We start from the raw sequence: 17,493 nt of genomic DNA on the forward strand, positions 1-17,493 counted from the left end.
TAACCAAGATTGACGCTCATGGCATTCTTACAATCAACGTGCAAATGCCAGTAGGTGATCCCGTCCATCAAGTATTCCCTGAAAATACTGTACAGCATTTCATTAATCAGGCCGGAATGTCGTTCAGGCGTTTCGCCCTCCACCAGAAACTCATAATTAACCGTCATGACATGGGCAGGCGGAGTCGCTATGATCGATTGATGTACTTAATTCGGTTCGACTACATCGCGTACAGTAATTCTTCCATGGTTTGATCAGGCGTTCTTGTTTTTTCAATTATTAGTGACCAATTCCAAAAATCTTTCTCCCTCAGCCGGATCCAAACCTAATTTCCTAACTTTAATTTGCACAAGTTGAGCAAGTTCGTCTCCGGCTAGCAATGGCTCTTCGCTAATATAGCCCTCATCCACTAGATATGTCTCCAACTTTTCCTTACTGTTCGATCTGAAGCCTGAGACGGCGTTTTGGCCAAGTTCACGGATAAGTTCTTCCGGGTTATAAACAACCGCTTTTAACACCTCATAAACTTCCTGGAGATAGCGTTCCGTCACCGCATTAGAACCTTTCAAAACATTCAAATCGATGACCTTTGGCCTTCCCTTTTGATAAAGTTCCTGGAATGCTTCAAGCAGCCTGATTTTCTTTTCTAACTGTTGAAGCCTGTCCTGATCGAAACCAGGTATAATCCCCCCATTTTTGATGTAACTGGTCAACTGCCCATAAGTAGTTATCCGGTTTTCTAGGCAGGTCGCCAGATCCGACAAATCATCCAGTAAATACCACAAGTGGAGCTGAGCCGGATCCTGAGCCATCAATTGAAATCCGGGGATAGCAATCAATTTCCGGTAGCTGTCATGGGTCTGCCCGGCAATCGCGGGAATCTTTTCAAACAGGTTCAGTGAAAAAGGCTCGTCGTTAGCCCCCAGATAATCACTTTTTTCGCTTGCATCACTCTCCAGCACATATATCTTAATTTCAAAACCGACATGCTCATCAGCGTATGACTTCCATTTGGCGATTTCTTCCTTTTGCGCTGTAAAATAAAAGACCTGCCGGCCTTCCATGGCTATCTCCGCCAGCGCTTCAATGATCTGACTGGCGCGCTGATCATCACTGTTCGCTAACAGCTCATCGGCAATAATGGGGATCTGAAATTCCTTCTCCTGACTTTCGATATAAGCCAAACGGATAGAGAGTAATAATTGGATACGTGTCCCGGTGGATAACTGGTTCAGACTTTGCCCCTCATGAAGAATATGATCGTAAGCCAGAAAATCCAGCTGTGCCATATTGTTGATCCTAAGTTCATACCGCCCACTCGTGATCTTGTTAAACAACTGGTTCCCGCGTTTCAGCACATTGGATGAATTACGCTCCCCGCCTTCCTTCTCCAGGTGGCTGATCAACAGGCTGCCAGTCAGGGCGGATAAATTATCATCGTAGACTTGCTGCAGGTTATCAAGTGCGGCTTCCTTTTTAGCCAAGGCATCTTCCAGGTCGTGCCCGCTTTTTTCCCGTTGTATCAGCGCATTCGTACTGATGATTTTATCGTTGAGTCCATCGAATTCAGCGGCCACGGAAGCAAAATCGCTAACAGAGCGTTGTGCGGTCGCCAGATCCATATCCGGCAGTTTATCCTTATAGGACGCATATGTCTCATGATTTTGCTGCAAGCGCTCCATTTCCACGTACAAAATCTTCTTTTCCTGGCAACCGGCTTCGGCTTTTTTGTAATCATCCAGTTGGTCTACCAGTCGGTAGACCTCGTGCTTATCCGGTGTTTCCAGGCCTAACCGTTTATAGATCCCCTCAAGTTTCAGACCAGCCTCTTTAAGCTGTTTTCCCTTTTCATCACCTAATTCAATAAGGCCATCTATGGTCGTTACGGTATTTTTCCGGGCGTTTTCTTTTTCTAATAAATGTTTAACAGTAGCCTTTGCCACTATACCATCTTCTACCGCAAGGCCGAAGTGGTTCAGTAAGCCGTTGATCTTTTTCAATTCAGCATCCCGTTGATTCGCTGCAGCTTTTTCCCTGCCGCGTTTCCCTTTCAGTTCTACGGCAAATTCTGCATACTTACTCAACTGACTGATATACCAAAAAAAAGCGCTGTAATTTTTAAGGTCATCGGAAGGCAGCGCGGGCGCATGCCCCAAGAACCTGATCCAGTCGTCGCGCTGAGCTTCGGTCTTTTGCAACTCGGGCTGCAGGGATTCTAATTCCACTGTCAGCCGGTTCACTTCCTGTTTTTCCAGAGCATAAAGTTCTGCCGCCTGTAGTTGAAGGCATAATTCTTCAAATACGGTACGGACATTCTCCGGTTGCCAGTCAGTCGGCTCCTTTAGCCCCGTTTTTCTGAAGTCTTCACGGCGGACATCAGCTTTCCCATCCGCCTTTTTACCTTGCCCCAATAACGCGAAGGCAATCAGGATAATAACCCCGGCCATTCCCCACCAACCCCATAAAGCAACAGCCAGGGCGACAGCACAAGCGCCCGCCACAAGCAACCACAACCAGTATATTTTTGTCCCGTCGGTTCCCTTTTGTTCGCCAAGCCAGTTGGTCAGTGATTTTATCCCCTCTTTTATTTGACCCGCGTTTTGATTTACGGGAGCCGATTTTTTGCTTAAACTGTCAATCTGGATCTGTATAAATTTCATTTGACTCAACAAACGATGCGCGCCGTCTATAAATTCATCCAACTTCGCTATCTTACTTAGGTCCATCTTAATTTCCTCACCCGGCTCGTAGTCCGGATGTATCTGTAATTTCAAGGCCTCCATGGTCCCAGTCAGGTCTGCAATCGCTATACCCAGCTCTGAAATCGTGCGTTCCGCTTCGATAAGCGCCTCAACGCGGTCCTCCAGTTCCTTCAGCACCGGGGGACTTATCCCCTTTTCCGACAGGCCCAATTCACTGATCGCATCTTTATGTTTTTGAATAGCTTCCCGGTTCGTTTCCAGTCCTATCCGCAGGGCTTCCATCCGGTCCTCTAGTGCAATGATTTCCTCATATTCGTTACCGAACATGACCCTAAGTTGCTGTGGATAAGCCGACAATTTAAGTTCATGGCTCTCTTTGAGTTCCCTGGCTTCCAAACAATTGACCATCGCCTGGTAAAATTCTTTTAATTTACTGGCCTCCGCAGCTTTGTCGCGTGCCGCTATCCAGACAGACAGGGAATTTTCTTTGTCTTTTAAGTCTTGCTGCTTCCCATTGATCTCTGCTACCTGGGCATCGGCGGCTGTAACACCTGTGTAGGCGCCGCTGTTTTTCTTCTTGATATCACTGCTGTATTTTAAGGCGGCAGCCGCGTTGCCTAAATTGTAACCGCCCATTGCTTCCTGGTAGATCTTCCCGGCAAGATCCTTATCATTGATATGCACCAGTTCCTGTAAGGAAAAATTATACCGTACCGATTCATCGCTTGCCGGAATGCCGGGTAATTCACCTGTTATACCATTCCGCTGGGCGCGGAACTGTCCGTAATCCAGCCTGACATCCCAATTGTTATTCCCCGTTTCAATCGCACCCTCCAAATTCATCCTGCCGGATGTTGGTGGCCATAAAAGCTGGTGAATAGCGGTTGCCGTACTGGTCTTCCCGGAAGCATTAGGGCCCGCAATAATATTAACATGTCTGGACAAGCCAGTAATTGGTTTCAAACCATCGGGGAAACCCGGCATTTTGCGGACATGCAGCGAGGTAAAATGTAAAGATTGCTTTTCCATCACTTTTAAGAATTAAGTTGTCCGTTAAGTTCTGCCAATAGGCGGTTACACTCGTTAAGGATGAAATTCATGCCTTCCTGGTCCCCGGGCGGGCCGATCCGCCGTCCGATCAATAAGGGGGTGTACGTTCCGGACTGATAGGCATGGCCGGCTTTAACTTTCCAGTCCGCGATCAACCGACCCAGGAAGGGCGTGACGACACCTTTCCTATGTTCGAGGATTGTATGTGCAAGGACACCGGCGGGCGAATTGGACAATGCAAGTTCCTCGAGTTTTTGTAATGCTGGCCGGAGGCGGCTATAGATCTTCCGGACGCTGATAGTAGTCCTGTTGAGTACCTGGCTATACTGGATAATGTCGCGGGTCCAGCGTTCCACCTCGTTGATTGTGATATGTTCTCCGGTCAGTTTGACCTGGTAAACAATGGACTGCAATTCCGGCATTTCATTTTCCGCGTCCATGCCGTCTTTCACTAGGGCATTGATGATCCGGTCTCTCAGTTCTGTTTCCTCGTCAATGGCGGAAACTGGTATTTCCACGGTACGGTATAAAACAGTTGACAACAACACCTGACTGATGCCGATCATACCGGACCGACTCACCTCCGCCAGGAGTGCCCCATGGCCATCGGGTTCTTTTGCGCTCATGGCCTGCGGGGAGCCTACGTACCAAACTTCCGGGTTTTGCCTCAATCGCTCCGGTTTGTGGATATGACCCAATAGCCAGAGATTCAGCTCACTTTTGACCAGCTCATCCAGTTTAAAAGGATGATATTCGCTCCCCGGCTTGTCAATGTCCCCGTGCAGCAATCCGATGCAGGGATATTTCGAATCATAACCAGGCAGTCCCCAATCTAAAAACGCACTCTCCCTTACCGATCTTGTGGGAAACGACCAACCGACAAATTGGACAATCTGCCCATCTTTTTCAAATTTTTGTACTTCCCACCGGCCTTTAGCTCCGATCAAATGGACATTCGGCAACTTTATATTTCCGGCGATACCGGCCAGCACGTCAAAATCATGATTGCCGGAAACCATATATACGACTATACCATTGCGGTACAGTTCTTCAAAGCCTCTTTGCAGCGCGCCGACTGCTTCAAAGTAACGGTTATCCCAATCCACGATGTCGCCGCAGAGTGCTAAAACATCCACATTGTTTTGAATACAGTAATTGATGATCTTTTGCCAGGTATACTTGGTGGAAGCATGTGATCCGGAAACATCCGCAGAGGATTTACCCAAATGCAAATCCGCAGTCGCGAGTATTTTGATAGACATAAGCCAAAGATTTAGTTCCTCTAAAGTACAGTTTAATCACTTCAATAGTTAAATCTTTCAGGGGCATCTAATATTATTTAATCACAACCCCAGCCCCCCGCATCACTTTATCTCCTTCAACACAAAACGGCTCTCAATATGGGTATTAGCGTGTTTGTCCTAACCGTGTGTATTCTTGCCTCGGGTTTTCCGTGAAATTCAAGGAAAGAAGCTGCTGCTAAATGCTGCCCGCACTGTGTGGAAGCACTGCATAATTAAGGATGGCGGATTTGCGGTAAAATATCGTTAATTTCACTTTAATTATGACTACTGAAACCTTACCCACAATCCAAATAGACTTAACATTGGCACCCGTGATCAATTTTGCTATGCAGCAAAATCATGTTCCGGTGGTAAAACAGCTGATTTTGACCAATGCTGGTGAATTAGATTATGAAGACCTGACAGTGGAAATCAGTTCAGAGCCTGAATTTTCGATTGTTTGGAAAGCGAGCCTTGATCGTTTGAAAATGGGTGAAAGTTATACTTTTGGGGCGGTACCGCTACGTATCTCTGCGGCTTATTTGGCCGGTTTAACCGAGCGGCTCAGCGGTCGCTTGAATTTAAAGATCATGGCTGCTGAACAGGTGATCAGTTCAGCCATTTATGATATAGACTTACTGGCCTATGACCAGTGGAACGGCGCTGGTTCAGTGCCGGAGCTACTCGCTGCTTTTGTAACACCAAATCATCCTGAGATCCCAACGATTATTCGTAATGCCTCGGTTCTATTGCAGCAATGGACGGGGGATCCGTCTTTTAATGCTTATCAGACCCGAAATCCGGATCGGGTAAAAAAACAGATGGCGGCGATCTATGAGGCCATCGCCGATTTGAATTTAATCTATTGTGCTGTTCCAGCCAGCTTTGAAGAGACCGGGCAGCGCGTAAGGCTGAGCGATGCCATTCTTTCTCAACGACTGGCGAATTGTTTAGATCTTTCACTTTTATATGCTGCCTCTTTGGAGGCAGTGAGCATCAACGCGTTGATTGTGATGATCAAGGGACATGCTTTTGCGGGCGCCTGGTTGGTGGACGAATCTTTCCCCGACGCGGTCAATGACGACCCTTCACTGATCACCAAGCGAACCGCGGCTGGCATCAATGATATCGTAGTGGTCGAATCAACGTGCATGAACGCAGGTAATCATCCGCCTTTTGATGAGGCGGTACGTTCAGCGGATGCCAGGATGCTTGAGACGCATAACTTCCAGTTATTCGTGGATATCAAACGTGCGCGTTTTGGTGGCATTCGCCCACTGCCACTCCGAATACCTGGTAATCAGGGCTGGGAGATCAAGTATGACGAAAAATCCCTCACCTCGGGTTATACGCCGGAAGAGGTGTTAGTGGATCACAAACCTTTGCAGGTTGATAAGATCGGTATTTCCAAGCAACAGATCTGGGAGCGCAAACTACTGGATCTTACACTGCGAAATACTTTATTGAATACCCGGATGACCAAGAGCATAATCCAATTCATTAGCATTAACTCCGGCAAACTGGAAGATGCGCTGGCGGCGGGTAAAGAATTCCAAATACTAGCTAAGCCTTCCGACTGGAGCAATTCCCCACGGGATGCAGGCATTTATCAAGCCATAAATACTTCTGATCCAATCTCGGATCTGGTAAATCACGAACTTTCCCATCAGCGATTGCGGACGTACCTAACTGAAACCGAGTTGAACCTGAATTTAACTCATCTATTCCGTTCGTCGCGGTTATCGTTGGAGGAGAATGGTGCGAATACTTTGTTCGTTGGCATTGGCCTGCTCAAATGGTACGAAACGCCGGCAAGTGAACGCCCCCGGTTCGCACCTATTTTATTGATCCCTGTGGAGATCATCCGCAAATCCGCTCAAAAGGGTTTTGTGATCCGCTCTCGGGAAGAAGAAACGATCCTGAATATTACTTTGCTGGAAATGATGCGCCAGGATTTCGGTATCGGCATCGGTGGCCTCGAAACTTTACCCAAGGATGAAAGCGGTGTGGATGTTCGCGGCATTCTGAATACAGTACGGCAGGCCATCATGTCCCAGTCTCGCTGGGATGTGGAAGATCAGGCTTTACTAGGCATTTTTTCGTTTAACAAATTCATTCTGTGGAATGACATCCATAATAATTCAGCGCAGTTAGCAAAAAACAAAGTGGTAGCGAGCCTGATCTCGGGTAAGTTACAGTTAAATAGTTTACCAGTTGTTACTGATCTGGATATTCATCCTGGTGAACTTGCTTTACCGATCAGCACCGATTCTTCGCAATTACAGGCTATTATCAGTTCGGGTAAGGGCGAAAGCTTTGTTTTGCATGGCCCCCCTGGTACGGGTAAGTCCCAAACGATCACGAACATCATAGCTAACGCGCTCTACAACGGCAAAAAGGTGTTGTTCGTTTCGGCAAAAAAAGCGGCGCTGGAAGTTGTTCAGAAAAGGCTCGAGACGATCGGCATTGGCGATTTCTGTCTGGAACTACATTCCAATAAATCCAAAAAGTCCGATGTGTTGGCGCAATTGAAAAAGGCGACTGAGGTTATCAAAAAAGACAGTCCAGAAAATTTCCTAAACACCGCTGAACGGCTTTTAAGCGTGCGGAATGAACTCAATGTTTACGTGCATGCCTTGCACCGCAAACGCCCGGGCGGTTATACACTTTTTGAACTCTTCTGTAAGTATGCAGAGTTGGCCCAAACTCCTTTTACAGTATTTTTTCAGGGCAGCGAGGTTACCCGGTTATCAGCGGCGGACTTAACAACTTGGGATGATCTGGCTGCTGAGTTGGAAACCGTGGCTGCCATTGTTTCCGCACCTGCTCAACATCCCTTAAGAGAGTTGCAGCTATCAAACTATAGTCAGCAATTAAAAACAGATATCCAGCAGACACTGGAAGAAATATTGGAGTTTGCTGCCCAACTGGATCTGACTCGCGCAAGTGTTACCGAAGCTTTGGGCTTTGGCGGCCATTCGGCTGATCAGACCGAAGTGCTAGGCGAAATGATTGGGATTTTACTGAAATTGCCGGATTCACCTGCATCATTTTTAACAAATGAATCGCTGGAGCAGACGCTGGCCCAAGTCATTGGTATCGCTGGTCATGGTCAGCAACGCGATGCCTTACGCACCGACTTGCTTCAAATTTTCAACAAAAGCATTTTGGAATTTCCTGCCGAACAAGTATTGGCAAATTGGGAAATCGCCGCTCAAAAGTGGTTCTTACCCAAGTGGCTGAAGCAGAGAGCCATTATTAAATCGCTTAAATCTAAATCGCCTTCCGGCAATTTTGTCAATGAGGAGATCCCTGGACTTCTAAATAAGATCATCGCCTATCAAGCTGAACAGTCCCTAGTTTCCGGTGCTGTTTATTTACCGGGCTTAACAGGTTTTTTGTGGAACAATGGCAACCCCGATTGGGCGGTAATCATCCAGGTGAGTCAGGCCTATATCGCGCTAAACCGGGCGGCCTCTAAAGGCATCGGCCTGGATGGTTTGAAAAGCTGGCGCGAGCGTTTTGCAGCCAAACTCAACGAAGGAAGTGGCGCTTACCTGCGTATACATGAAGCGGAATTTCGGAATTTTATAGCGTTGGGCGGACGTTTAAAGACCTCTCGTGAAAAAATCCAACTGTTAACAGGTTGCCCGATTACTAATCTTCAGGTTCAAGCAGAACAGTGGCTTCGCAATCTCGATGACTTAAAAGACTGGTTTACTTACACGACCATCAAAAGCCGGCTAACCGCCGGCGGCTTAATTGCCTTGGTGGATGCATTCGAAGATCAAGCTATACCGTCTCATCAACTATTAAATAGCTATAAAAAAGGGCTTTATAGAAGCATTGCCGACCAATTAATCGAAAACAACCCGGCACTTTCTGGTTTTCACGGACAGTTGTTCGAAGGGAAGATCCGCAAGTTCCGCGAACTGAGCGACCAATTCGAAAAACTTACCCGTGAAGAACTCTACGCACGGTTGGCGGCCAGAACGCCTTCATTTACTCAGGAAGCTGCTCAAAGCTCAGAAATTGGGCTTCTGCAACGAACATTGCGCAATAATGGGCGTGCTATGCCACTAAGAAAACTATTCGATTTGATTCCAAATGTATTGCCACGGCTTACGCCTTGCATGCTCATGAGCCCGATCTCGGTCGCCCAGTATTTTGATGCCAGCAGCGCCAAATTCGACCTGGTTGTTTTCGACGAGGCTTCCCAGATGCCAACCTGCGAAGCAGTAGGCGCTATCGCTCGCGGTAACAACGTAATTGTGGTAGGTGACCCTAAACAGATGCCGCCAACCAGTTTCTTTTCGACGAATACTTTTGATGAGGATAATGTCGAACAAGAAGATCTGGAAAGCATTCTTGACGATTGTCTGGCACTATCCATGCCATCTTATCATCTTTTATGGCATTATCGCAGCAAGCATGAAAGCTTGATCGCTTTCAGTAATGCGATGTACTATGATAACAACTTACTGACCTTCCCTTCGACCGATGATCTGGCAACAAAAGTTAAACTGATAAAAGTTAAAGGATTTTATGATCGCGGGAAAACTAAGCAGAACCGGGCGGAAGCTAAAGCTATTGTTGACTATATTATTTACCGCTTATCAACGCCGGCGATCATCAAGCGGTCTATGGGAGTAGTGACTTTCAGTTCAGTCCAGCAGTCGCTGATCGAAGATTTACTAACCGAAACCTTTTTGTTGCGACCGGACCTGGAACGCCTGGCCTACGAAGCAGAAGAGCCCTTGTTTGTCAAAAATCTCGAGAATGTCCAGGGTGATGAGCGCGACATAATTTTATTTTCAATAGGTTACGGGCCTGATGAGACCGGTAAGGTAGGCCTGAATTTTGGGCCGATCAACCGCGAAGGTGGTTGGCGGCGCTTAAATGTGGCTGTTTCGCGGGCACGTTATGAAATGCAAGTTTTTTCTACCTTAAGATCCGATCATATAGACTTGAATCGTACTAATTCTGAAGGGGTGGCGGGTTTAAAAGCTTTCTTAGCTTATGCCGAAAAGGGCAAGCAAGGCCTGCCGACTAATCTGATGAGTGCTAACAAGCATGATCCGGGGCTGGAAGAAATTATAGCCACAGAAATCCGAAAGCATGGCTATCAGGTCAATACCGGGATCGGTTGCTCTGCCTATAAGATAGATATTGGCATAGTGCATCCTGATCATGCTAATCAATATATCTTGGCCATCCTTTGCGACGGGCGCACGTATCAGGCGGCTAAGACACCAGGTGATCGCGAGATCGTTCAGCCGGGTGTACTGAAAAGCCTGGGCTGGAATATGATAAAGGTTTGGTCGGCAGAATGGTGGGAAAAACCGGACAAAGTATTACAGGAAATATTATCCGCAATTCACCATGCTCAGCAAGGCATCAGGATAGAACCGGAAGCTATACCCGAGCCGGCCGCAGAGGAAACCATCCCCTACAATTTTCGGGCGACGAAAGCCACGGCAATACAGACATCTTATTACGAAGCTGCCAATGTTGAGGTGATCCGCAGTATCAATTCTGAAGATTTTTTTCAATATGGATACCGAAATACCATTAAGTCACAGATCCATGATGTATTAGCCGTAGAAGCGCCGGTCAGTAAAAATCTTCTGTGCAAACGCGTCCTTTTAGGCTGGGGCATTGCCAGAATGGGTTCCCGAATCTCGGTGCATTTCGAAATCATCTTCAAGGAACTTGGCCTACAGCAAACCAGCAATAATGGTAATATCATCTTCTGGCAGGCCGATCAACAGCCGGAAACTTATCAGCTTTACCGCCTGCCCCCCAACGAAGTGCTGAAGCGAGACGCCGATGACCTACCCTCACATGAGATTGCGAACGGCATTAAAGCAGTTTTGCAAAACCAGATCAGTCTTACCAAGGAAGATCTGGTCCGAGAAACCGCCAAATTATTTGGTTACGCTCGCCTCGGAACGAACGTGGACATTGCCATGCAACTCGGTATACGTACAGCATTGGCCAAAGGCATTGCAAAAACTGAAGGTCAGCGTATTGTATTGAATGAATAGGGCTAATAGTAAGACTGAATCAGCACTTCCAGAAAAGAACGCATCCTTTTCTTTGGCAGATCAAATTGTTTTCCCGTCTTCATTAACTAATCATCGCATCAAAGTGTTCATGTTTCGTAAATCTTGGCAGGCGCATGTTTCGTTCATAGACCGCGTCTAGTTGCTGTTGGACGGCAGAATTTTTACAGCTGATTTTCATATCCACAGCATAACTGTGTCCTAAGTCTTTGATGACGTGATCGATCTTGATCTCCTCTTTGGGGTTATTAGTATTAATTGCCATGAGATCATTCCATAAATCCATATTAGCACGGTCTACTACTTCCCGGTGTTCTTTGGGCATCAGCAAGGAATTGTATTTTAGGGATTGTTTAAAAGGTTTTGGAATCATAATGGTAAAAATAACAAGAAATGTCCGATAAATTCTTCACCTGCTGTTTCCGACTGGAAGAAGCGGATATCCGTGAACTGGATAAAGCAGATAACGGCCCTATCAATAATGTGATGGCGGGCCTGGCAAAACATTGCTACGGGGTGAATCTCGCGGATGATCAGCTTGGCTTGCTGGCCAAGATCTATTATATCAACGGAGTACGGGAACTAAAGGGAGATATTATCGAACTTGATCCGCGCGATCCGGATTACTTTGAACTGCTCATGCGTTTTTGTATGATGCTGGCTGACGACTACAAGGAGTTAGATGCGATCGATGCGTTTAATACTTTTCAAACCAAATTGCGGGGCTTTCTGGAAAAGCTAGGTTTCCAGACCGTGACCTGTCAGGAACTTGAACAATTCAAAGGACAAAACGCGGTCATGTTCAGTGCCGCTAAGCGCGGGCTTTTTAAATTGACCGTCATTGACAAAAAGGACTTTTACATGGATTTTTTCGGTAACAATCACACCTGCGAAATCGATAAGACCAAGCAGTATGTATACCTGATGGTCAATATCGATACCGCTTTGATCAAAATCGGTAAAAGCAACAACCCGCGCTACCGTGAGCGGACCCTGCACTCCCAGGAACCCGTGGTGCATCTTATCGCGGTTTGGTGCTGTGACTCTAAAATCGAAAAAGAGCTGCACACCAAATTTGCAGCGAAACGGGTACGCGGCGAATGGTTCCGACTTCAAATCTCTGACTTAACGGAAATCGAAATGCACATGAAAGCTATCTAATTTAGGAACCTGGAAATAGATGATTTGTCGATATCCGGCACTTCCGAAATGGAATTTTTGAAAACTATCTCAGCCGGGCTGATTTCATCGATATGCTTGTCTAAAATTTCGATATCTTCAAATGACAGACCATAGCGGAGCATCCAAATAAACCGGGGGCTATCAGTTCCGTATTTAACGTATTTGGCCAGTCTATCTGCGCGCGGGTCGGCCGTTCTTTCGAAATATTTGATAAATGTGGCATAAAAAATGTCACTTAGCTTAAAACCGATCAGCTTATCTATATAATCATAAGTATCATACATTACTAAATCGTAAGACACGTCTTTTGCTTTGGTCCCCAATGGGAACATACTGAAAACGCTCAGAGATTTGTCTGGAATATCTTTACACTGAGTAAAAAAGGCCGCGGGCAGCTCCTCCGCGTTCTGTCCGCCACTTTCGCGTTCATGCGATCGGCTGGCATAGGAGTACCTGTACCAACAGATGTTTTTAAAGGTTTTGCCGTGTATTTTCCATAATATGATCTTGATTGCAGTATCTAATACGTTAATTTCGCCGGCTTCCAATGTTCGCCCTAAATACATGGCATATATTTCCCTGAAATTGGCATATAACGCTAATCGGTAACGCAGATCGGCGCTGATGGTTGAAAGAGAAATCAGCGTATTTTCTTCAAAAGTCGAATTTAAAATATTTTGAATAACCAGATCAATGTTGTTTGCCGTAAGTTTTTCCAAGTCTTTTTCGGAAAGATTATACTCATCGGAATAGGTATCATTTAATATAGCTTCCTTAAACTCATTAAAGTCTTCATCCTGCAGGTCAGTTTTCTCTAAGGAGGATACGTCATCCAGTTCTTCATCTTGGTTCATGATCTTCCGGAAATTGCTAATGTTCGAAGCATTAATGATCACATAGCCAAAATCAAATTTCAGATCAGTTGATGACCTGCCGGCCCTTCCAATGAGGTTTTTCACTGACAGGGGCTTGCTATTTTCCATGCGGTCAAGAAATACTACATCAAAAGGCATATTGATGCCTTGTTCCAGTGTGGATGTAGCAAAGCATATTTTGCAAAGTCCATCTTTAGTAAATTGCTCAATGATCAGGCGGGTCTGCAGTGGTAGTGAACCATGATGGATGACGATGCCTCGTTTAAGCAAGGCGAGCAAAAGTGAGTAGTGACTCTGATTCACCCCTGTATCGCCGCCCGTATATTGTTTAAGGCGCTCTATGTAATCTTCAATTTTTTCACTCTGTACTTCCTTGCATAAGTCGACATACTTACTGAATTTTTTTAAAATGCCGCCATTATATATTTGCGCTTTCGAAACATAAAATAATGCTGTGCCGCCGTCCAATATTGTTTTTTCTATGGGATCAAAATCGGCGCGCTGCTTGGTTTTTCCCATTACTTGGGGATCAATTCCAAAATGATAAAAATTGAAATCTTTGTCTTTACAAAAAAACAACTGCCCTACATTTTTTTGAGTGTACTGTATCGCGGCGGAAGTGTCCTGATTAAAATGATTCTTTGCGATCTGCGAACCCGGATTTTTCACAAATGGGTGAGCAAAAACAAATTTAGCATGGGGAAAAGCTTTTAAGCATCTCCTGACAATACTGTCAAAATATAAACCGCGTTTAGAATCTTCATTGCTGAGCTGCGCTTCGTCGAACAAGAACATGTCTACTGTAAAAGAATCTTTCTGCTTAAATAATTCCCGGCAGCGCTCAGGCGTAACCACAAAAACGTTTTTTCTCGCATGATTTGTATTGATTTTGTCAATAAAGGTCAGAATATTGACGCTTCTATCTGTAATAAGCGTGCTTAACTTCAAATAATATTCGTTAATCAGCGCACGCGAGGGCACTACCACTACAATGTCGTGTTGGCTTTCCTGTATCAAATTCATAAAGACAAAGGATTTGCCCGTACTAGTCGGCGCTGAAAAACTGAAACAGTTGCTGTTAGCTATTCCTTTGATAATATCGGCTTGCACGGGAGTATAGTCCTGATGATAAGTATCCTTGATATAGCGTCGGTATTGTCCGAATACAGCATCTCGGAGTGTGTTGCGGCTGGTTTCTTTGTAATAAACCGCCATATAATTCAAGATGGCATTTTTATGATTTTCAAATGCCTCGGGGCTGTAAAGCGCTAAATATGAAAGGATTTCCATATCAGTAACGGAAACTGGGCCATACTTGTATATGTTGTCCATTACATAAGAAAAGGTCCTTTCAATGCCGGTATTACTTTTGATATTTTTGATCAGGTCCTTCATATATTAACGGCAACACAGATAAGTTCTTTAAATTTAATGGCTTCTTGGTAATCCGTGTTCGCAGTAATGCCTTCGATTAGTTTTTCCGTTGAGGTATTTTTGCTGGCAAAAGCGGCAATGAATCCTTTATGCCCTTTAGCAAAATTATTCTTGGAATTCACACAACAGAACCGGTCAATATCAATAATATCGGAACTATCCTGCTTTTTCTTTTCAAACCTGATGATCTGTTCAAAAGCGAGACCGTAAGCATTTTGGCGTGCATTATATTTGGCTTCGCCGAAAAGAAGGATTTCGTCCTGGTTTTTAGTATAAAAATCAAAACCGTGATTACCGACATCTTTGATCTTTATGAGTTCTGCCAACGGTATATCAAGGTAAGCCAGTTTGTCGACAACAGCTTTCCTGGCAAGTTCGGATATGACATATTCACCGGAACTACTGGTAATACTGTCGTCCGTTGTTTTGATAATATTTTCTGCAATATATTTCACAGATGCTTCCGCTCTAACTTGAAAGCCGTCCCGGAGATATAACTCATCAAAGGCGCTGATCCATGCCAAGTCAGCCAATGAGGCAAAGACCTCTTTTAAAGTCAGCGCAATATCTGTAGGATTGATCCTAATGAAAGTAATATGGCTATCGATCTTTTGATGATCGACGATGGCGTATCCGCTCATGGATTGATAGGTTATGCTTAGGTTTTCTGACGGCCAAGTAATCAATGAAGCACCTGACTCATTATCAGAATAATAATTTTTAAATGTAGCGAATCTCTTTAATAATTCAATAACACAACCATAGCGTTAACAAGCCATGAAATTTATTTAAAATCCGGATACCTCTGTCCACGTCGGCAGTTAGTCTTCAGTTATGCAGTGAGTCTTCCGTTATAGTGAAATATCATTAAGATTAAGCACATTAACAACACCTTTTAATAGTGTCTCATTTTGATAACACAACATTTGTGATTGTCCAATTATAGATTTATCTTTGAATTGGGACAACCGAACGTTCTTAAATTGCATCAAATCGTGTCAATATAACTGTGCCCAAAGTGGTGCCCTGTTTTGATGAAAAAATGATAAAAAGTGCGTTTAAAGCGCCTAATGGCATATAAAACAACTCGTTGAAGGATCACAAATTATCCCAGCGGGATCACAAAGACCACCCAACAGGTCGCAAGTTTTGAAAAAAGAGCCTCTTGAAAAAGTGGCTCTTTTTTTGTTTTTAAGCACCCGGCTTTGGGCTGGCGGTAATATATTTTATCTTTACCGGCAATTTCAATATTTCCATACTGTGATTAATGTAAATAATATTTCCGTTTCATTTGGCGGAACCACCCTGTTTAGCGATGTAACTTTCTCAATCAACGAGAATGACAAGATAGCCCTGATGGGTAAAAATGGTGCAGGCAAATCTACCATCCTCAAAATTATTGCCGATGTAGCCAAACCTACTACCGGTAGTGTAACCGGTCCTAAAGACGCGGTCATCGCTTATTTGCCGCAGCATTTACTAACTCAGGATAAGGTGACCGTTTTTGAAGAGGCCATGAAGGCCTTTGCCGAGGCGAACCAAATGGAAAAGGAACTGGAGGAATTAAATGAGCAGCTGAATATCCGCACCGATTACGAGAGCGATGACTACATGAAGCTGATCGAAAGGGTATCGGAACTTAGTGAGAAAGTTTATACAGTAGAGGGCACTAATTATGATGCAGAGGTTGAAAAAGTGCTCAAAGGTCTGGGATTCGAACGGAAAGATTTTACCCGACAGACCTCAGAATTTTCGGGCGGCTGGCGGATGCGTATTGAGTTGGCGAAAATTTTGTTGAAAAAACCCGATCTGATTTTGCTTGATGAGCCCACCAATCACATGGATATTGAAAGTATACAGTGGCTGGAAGATTTCCTGATCAATTCGGCCAGGGCGGTGATGGTAATCTCGCACGACCGGGCCTTTGTAGATAACATCACCAATCGCACCATTGAGGTTACGATGGGCCGGATATATGATTATAAAGCTAAATACAGCCATTATCTTCAGTTGCGTGCCGACCGCCGCGTGCACCAACTGAAGGCTTATGAAGAGCAGCAGCGCTTCATTGCCGATAATCAGGAATTTATAGACAGGTTTAGGGGAACTTACTCTAAAACCTTACAGGTGCAATCGCGGGTAAAGATGCTGGAAAAGCTCGACGTGATTGAGATCGATGAAGTAGATACTTCGGCATTGCGATTGAAATTCCCCCCTTCACCACGTTCCGGCCAATATCCGGTAATCGTAGAAGATCTGACCAAAACCTACGGTGATCACGTCGTATTCAAGAACGCGTCTATGGTGATCGAGCGGGGCGAAAAGGTAGCTTTCGTAGGGAAGAACGGTGAAGGTAAATCGACCATGATCAAAGCCATCATGAACGAGATCGATTTTGAAGGAAGTTTGAAAGTTGGTCACAATTCCAGGATTGGCTACTTCGCCCAGAACCAGGCCGCATTGCTGGATGGAAATTTAACGGTATTTGAAACTATTGATCAGATACCCTTAAGCGATAGCACGTTGAAGATCAAAGACCTTTTGGGTGCGTTTATGTTCAGCGGTGATGATACTACCAAAAAAGTCAAGGTGCTATCCGGAGGAGAGAAAACCCGTTTAGCGATGATCAAGTTGTTGTTAGAACCCGTGAATTTGTTGATACTGGATGAGCCGACCAACCATTTGGACATGAAGACCAAAGATATTATCAAAGACGCGCTTAGGGCTTTTGACGGCACTTTGATCCTGGTATCTCACGACAGGGATTTCCTGGATGGCCTGGTGCAAAAAGTATTCGAGTTTGGTCATCGGCGGGTACGCGAGCACTTTGAAGATATCAAAGGGTTTTTAGCCTACAAAAAAATGAATAGCTTAAAAGAGATCGAGCAAAGTTAACGGCCAT

Annotated in this window: 8 protein-coding genes; 3 read left to right on the plus strand and 5 right to left on the minus strand. The window is 45.0% G+C overall.

Annotated features, from left to right (window positions below):
- Positions 1-272: 272 nt before the first annotated feature.
- Positions 273-3,731 carry an ATP-binding protein gene (locus IDJ77_RS15110; RefSeq protein ID WP_191189801.1) on the minus strand — a complete coding sequence of 1,153 codons (3,459 nt, stop codon included), beginning with the start codon at positions 3,729-3,731 and terminating at the stop codon, positions 273-275.
- Positions 3,732-3,736: 5 nt separating this feature from the next.
- Positions 3,737-5,014, minus strand: coding sequence for a metallophosphoesterase family protein (locus tag IDJ77_RS15115; protein WP_191189802.1), 1,278 nt, complete (start codon positions 5,012-5,014; stop codon positions 3,737-3,739).
- Positions 5,015-5,316: 302 nt separating this feature from the next.
- Here IDJ77_RS15115 and IDJ77_RS15120 point away from each other — a divergent pair, with 302 nt between their 5' ends.
- Entirely contained in the window at positions 5,317-11,082 is a 5,766-nt protein-coding gene (locus IDJ77_RS15120; RefSeq protein ID WP_191189803.1) for a DUF3320 domain-containing protein, read from the plus strand.
- A gap of 82 nt (positions 11,083-11,164) precedes the next feature.
- Here IDJ77_RS15120 and IDJ77_RS15125 read toward each other — a convergent pair whose 3' ends face one another.
- Complete coding sequence (locus tag IDJ77_RS15125) at positions 11,165-11,473, minus strand: hypothetical protein (RefSeq protein WP_191189804.1); 309 nt, start codon at positions 11,471-11,473, stop codon at positions 11,165-11,167.
- Positions 11,474-11,493: 20 nt separating this feature from the next.
- Here IDJ77_RS15125 and IDJ77_RS15130 point away from each other — a divergent pair, with 20 nt between their 5' ends.
- Positions 11,494-12,261, plus strand: a complete 768-nt coding sequence (locus tag IDJ77_RS15130; RefSeq protein ID WP_191189805.1) for a GIY-YIG nuclease family protein — start codon at positions 11,494-11,496, stop codon at positions 12,259-12,261.
- Here the strand turns inward: IDJ77_RS15130 and IDJ77_RS15135 are convergent.
- Both IDJ77_RS15135 and IDJ77_RS15140 read right to left on the minus strand, forming a co-directional pair.
- Positions 12,258-14,552 carry a DEAD/DEAH box helicase gene (locus IDJ77_RS15135; RefSeq protein WP_191189806.1) on the minus strand — a complete coding sequence of 765 codons (2,295 nt, stop codon included), beginning with the start codon at positions 14,550-14,552 and terminating at the stop codon, positions 12,258-12,260. The two genes, IDJ77_RS15130 and IDJ77_RS15135, sit on opposite strands and share 4 nt — an antisense overlap.
- A complete protein-coding gene (locus tag IDJ77_RS15140) occupies positions 14,549-15,232 on the minus strand; it encodes a hypothetical protein (RefSeq protein WP_191189807.1) in 684 nt (227 codons plus the stop codon). Before IDJ77_RS15140 ends, IDJ77_RS15135 begins: the two co-directional genes overlap by 4 nt.
- A 619-nt stretch (positions 15,233-15,851) precedes the next feature.
- On the opposite strand from IDJ77_RS15140, the gene IDJ77_RS15145 reads away from it, so the two are divergent.
- Positions 15,852-17,486 (plus strand): ABC-F family ATP-binding cassette domain-containing protein, encoded by a 1,635-nt coding sequence (locus IDJ77_RS15145; protein ID WP_191189808.1) that lies wholly within the window; start codon positions 15,852-15,854, stop codon positions 17,484-17,486.
- The last annotated feature ends 7 nt before the right edge of the window (positions 17,487-17,493 follow it).

The sequence above is a fragment of the Mucilaginibacter pankratovii genome, from assembly GCF_014773265.1.
Classification (GTDB): Bacteria; Bacteroidota; Bacteroidia; order Sphingobacteriales; family Sphingobacteriaceae; genus Mucilaginibacter; species Mucilaginibacter pankratovii.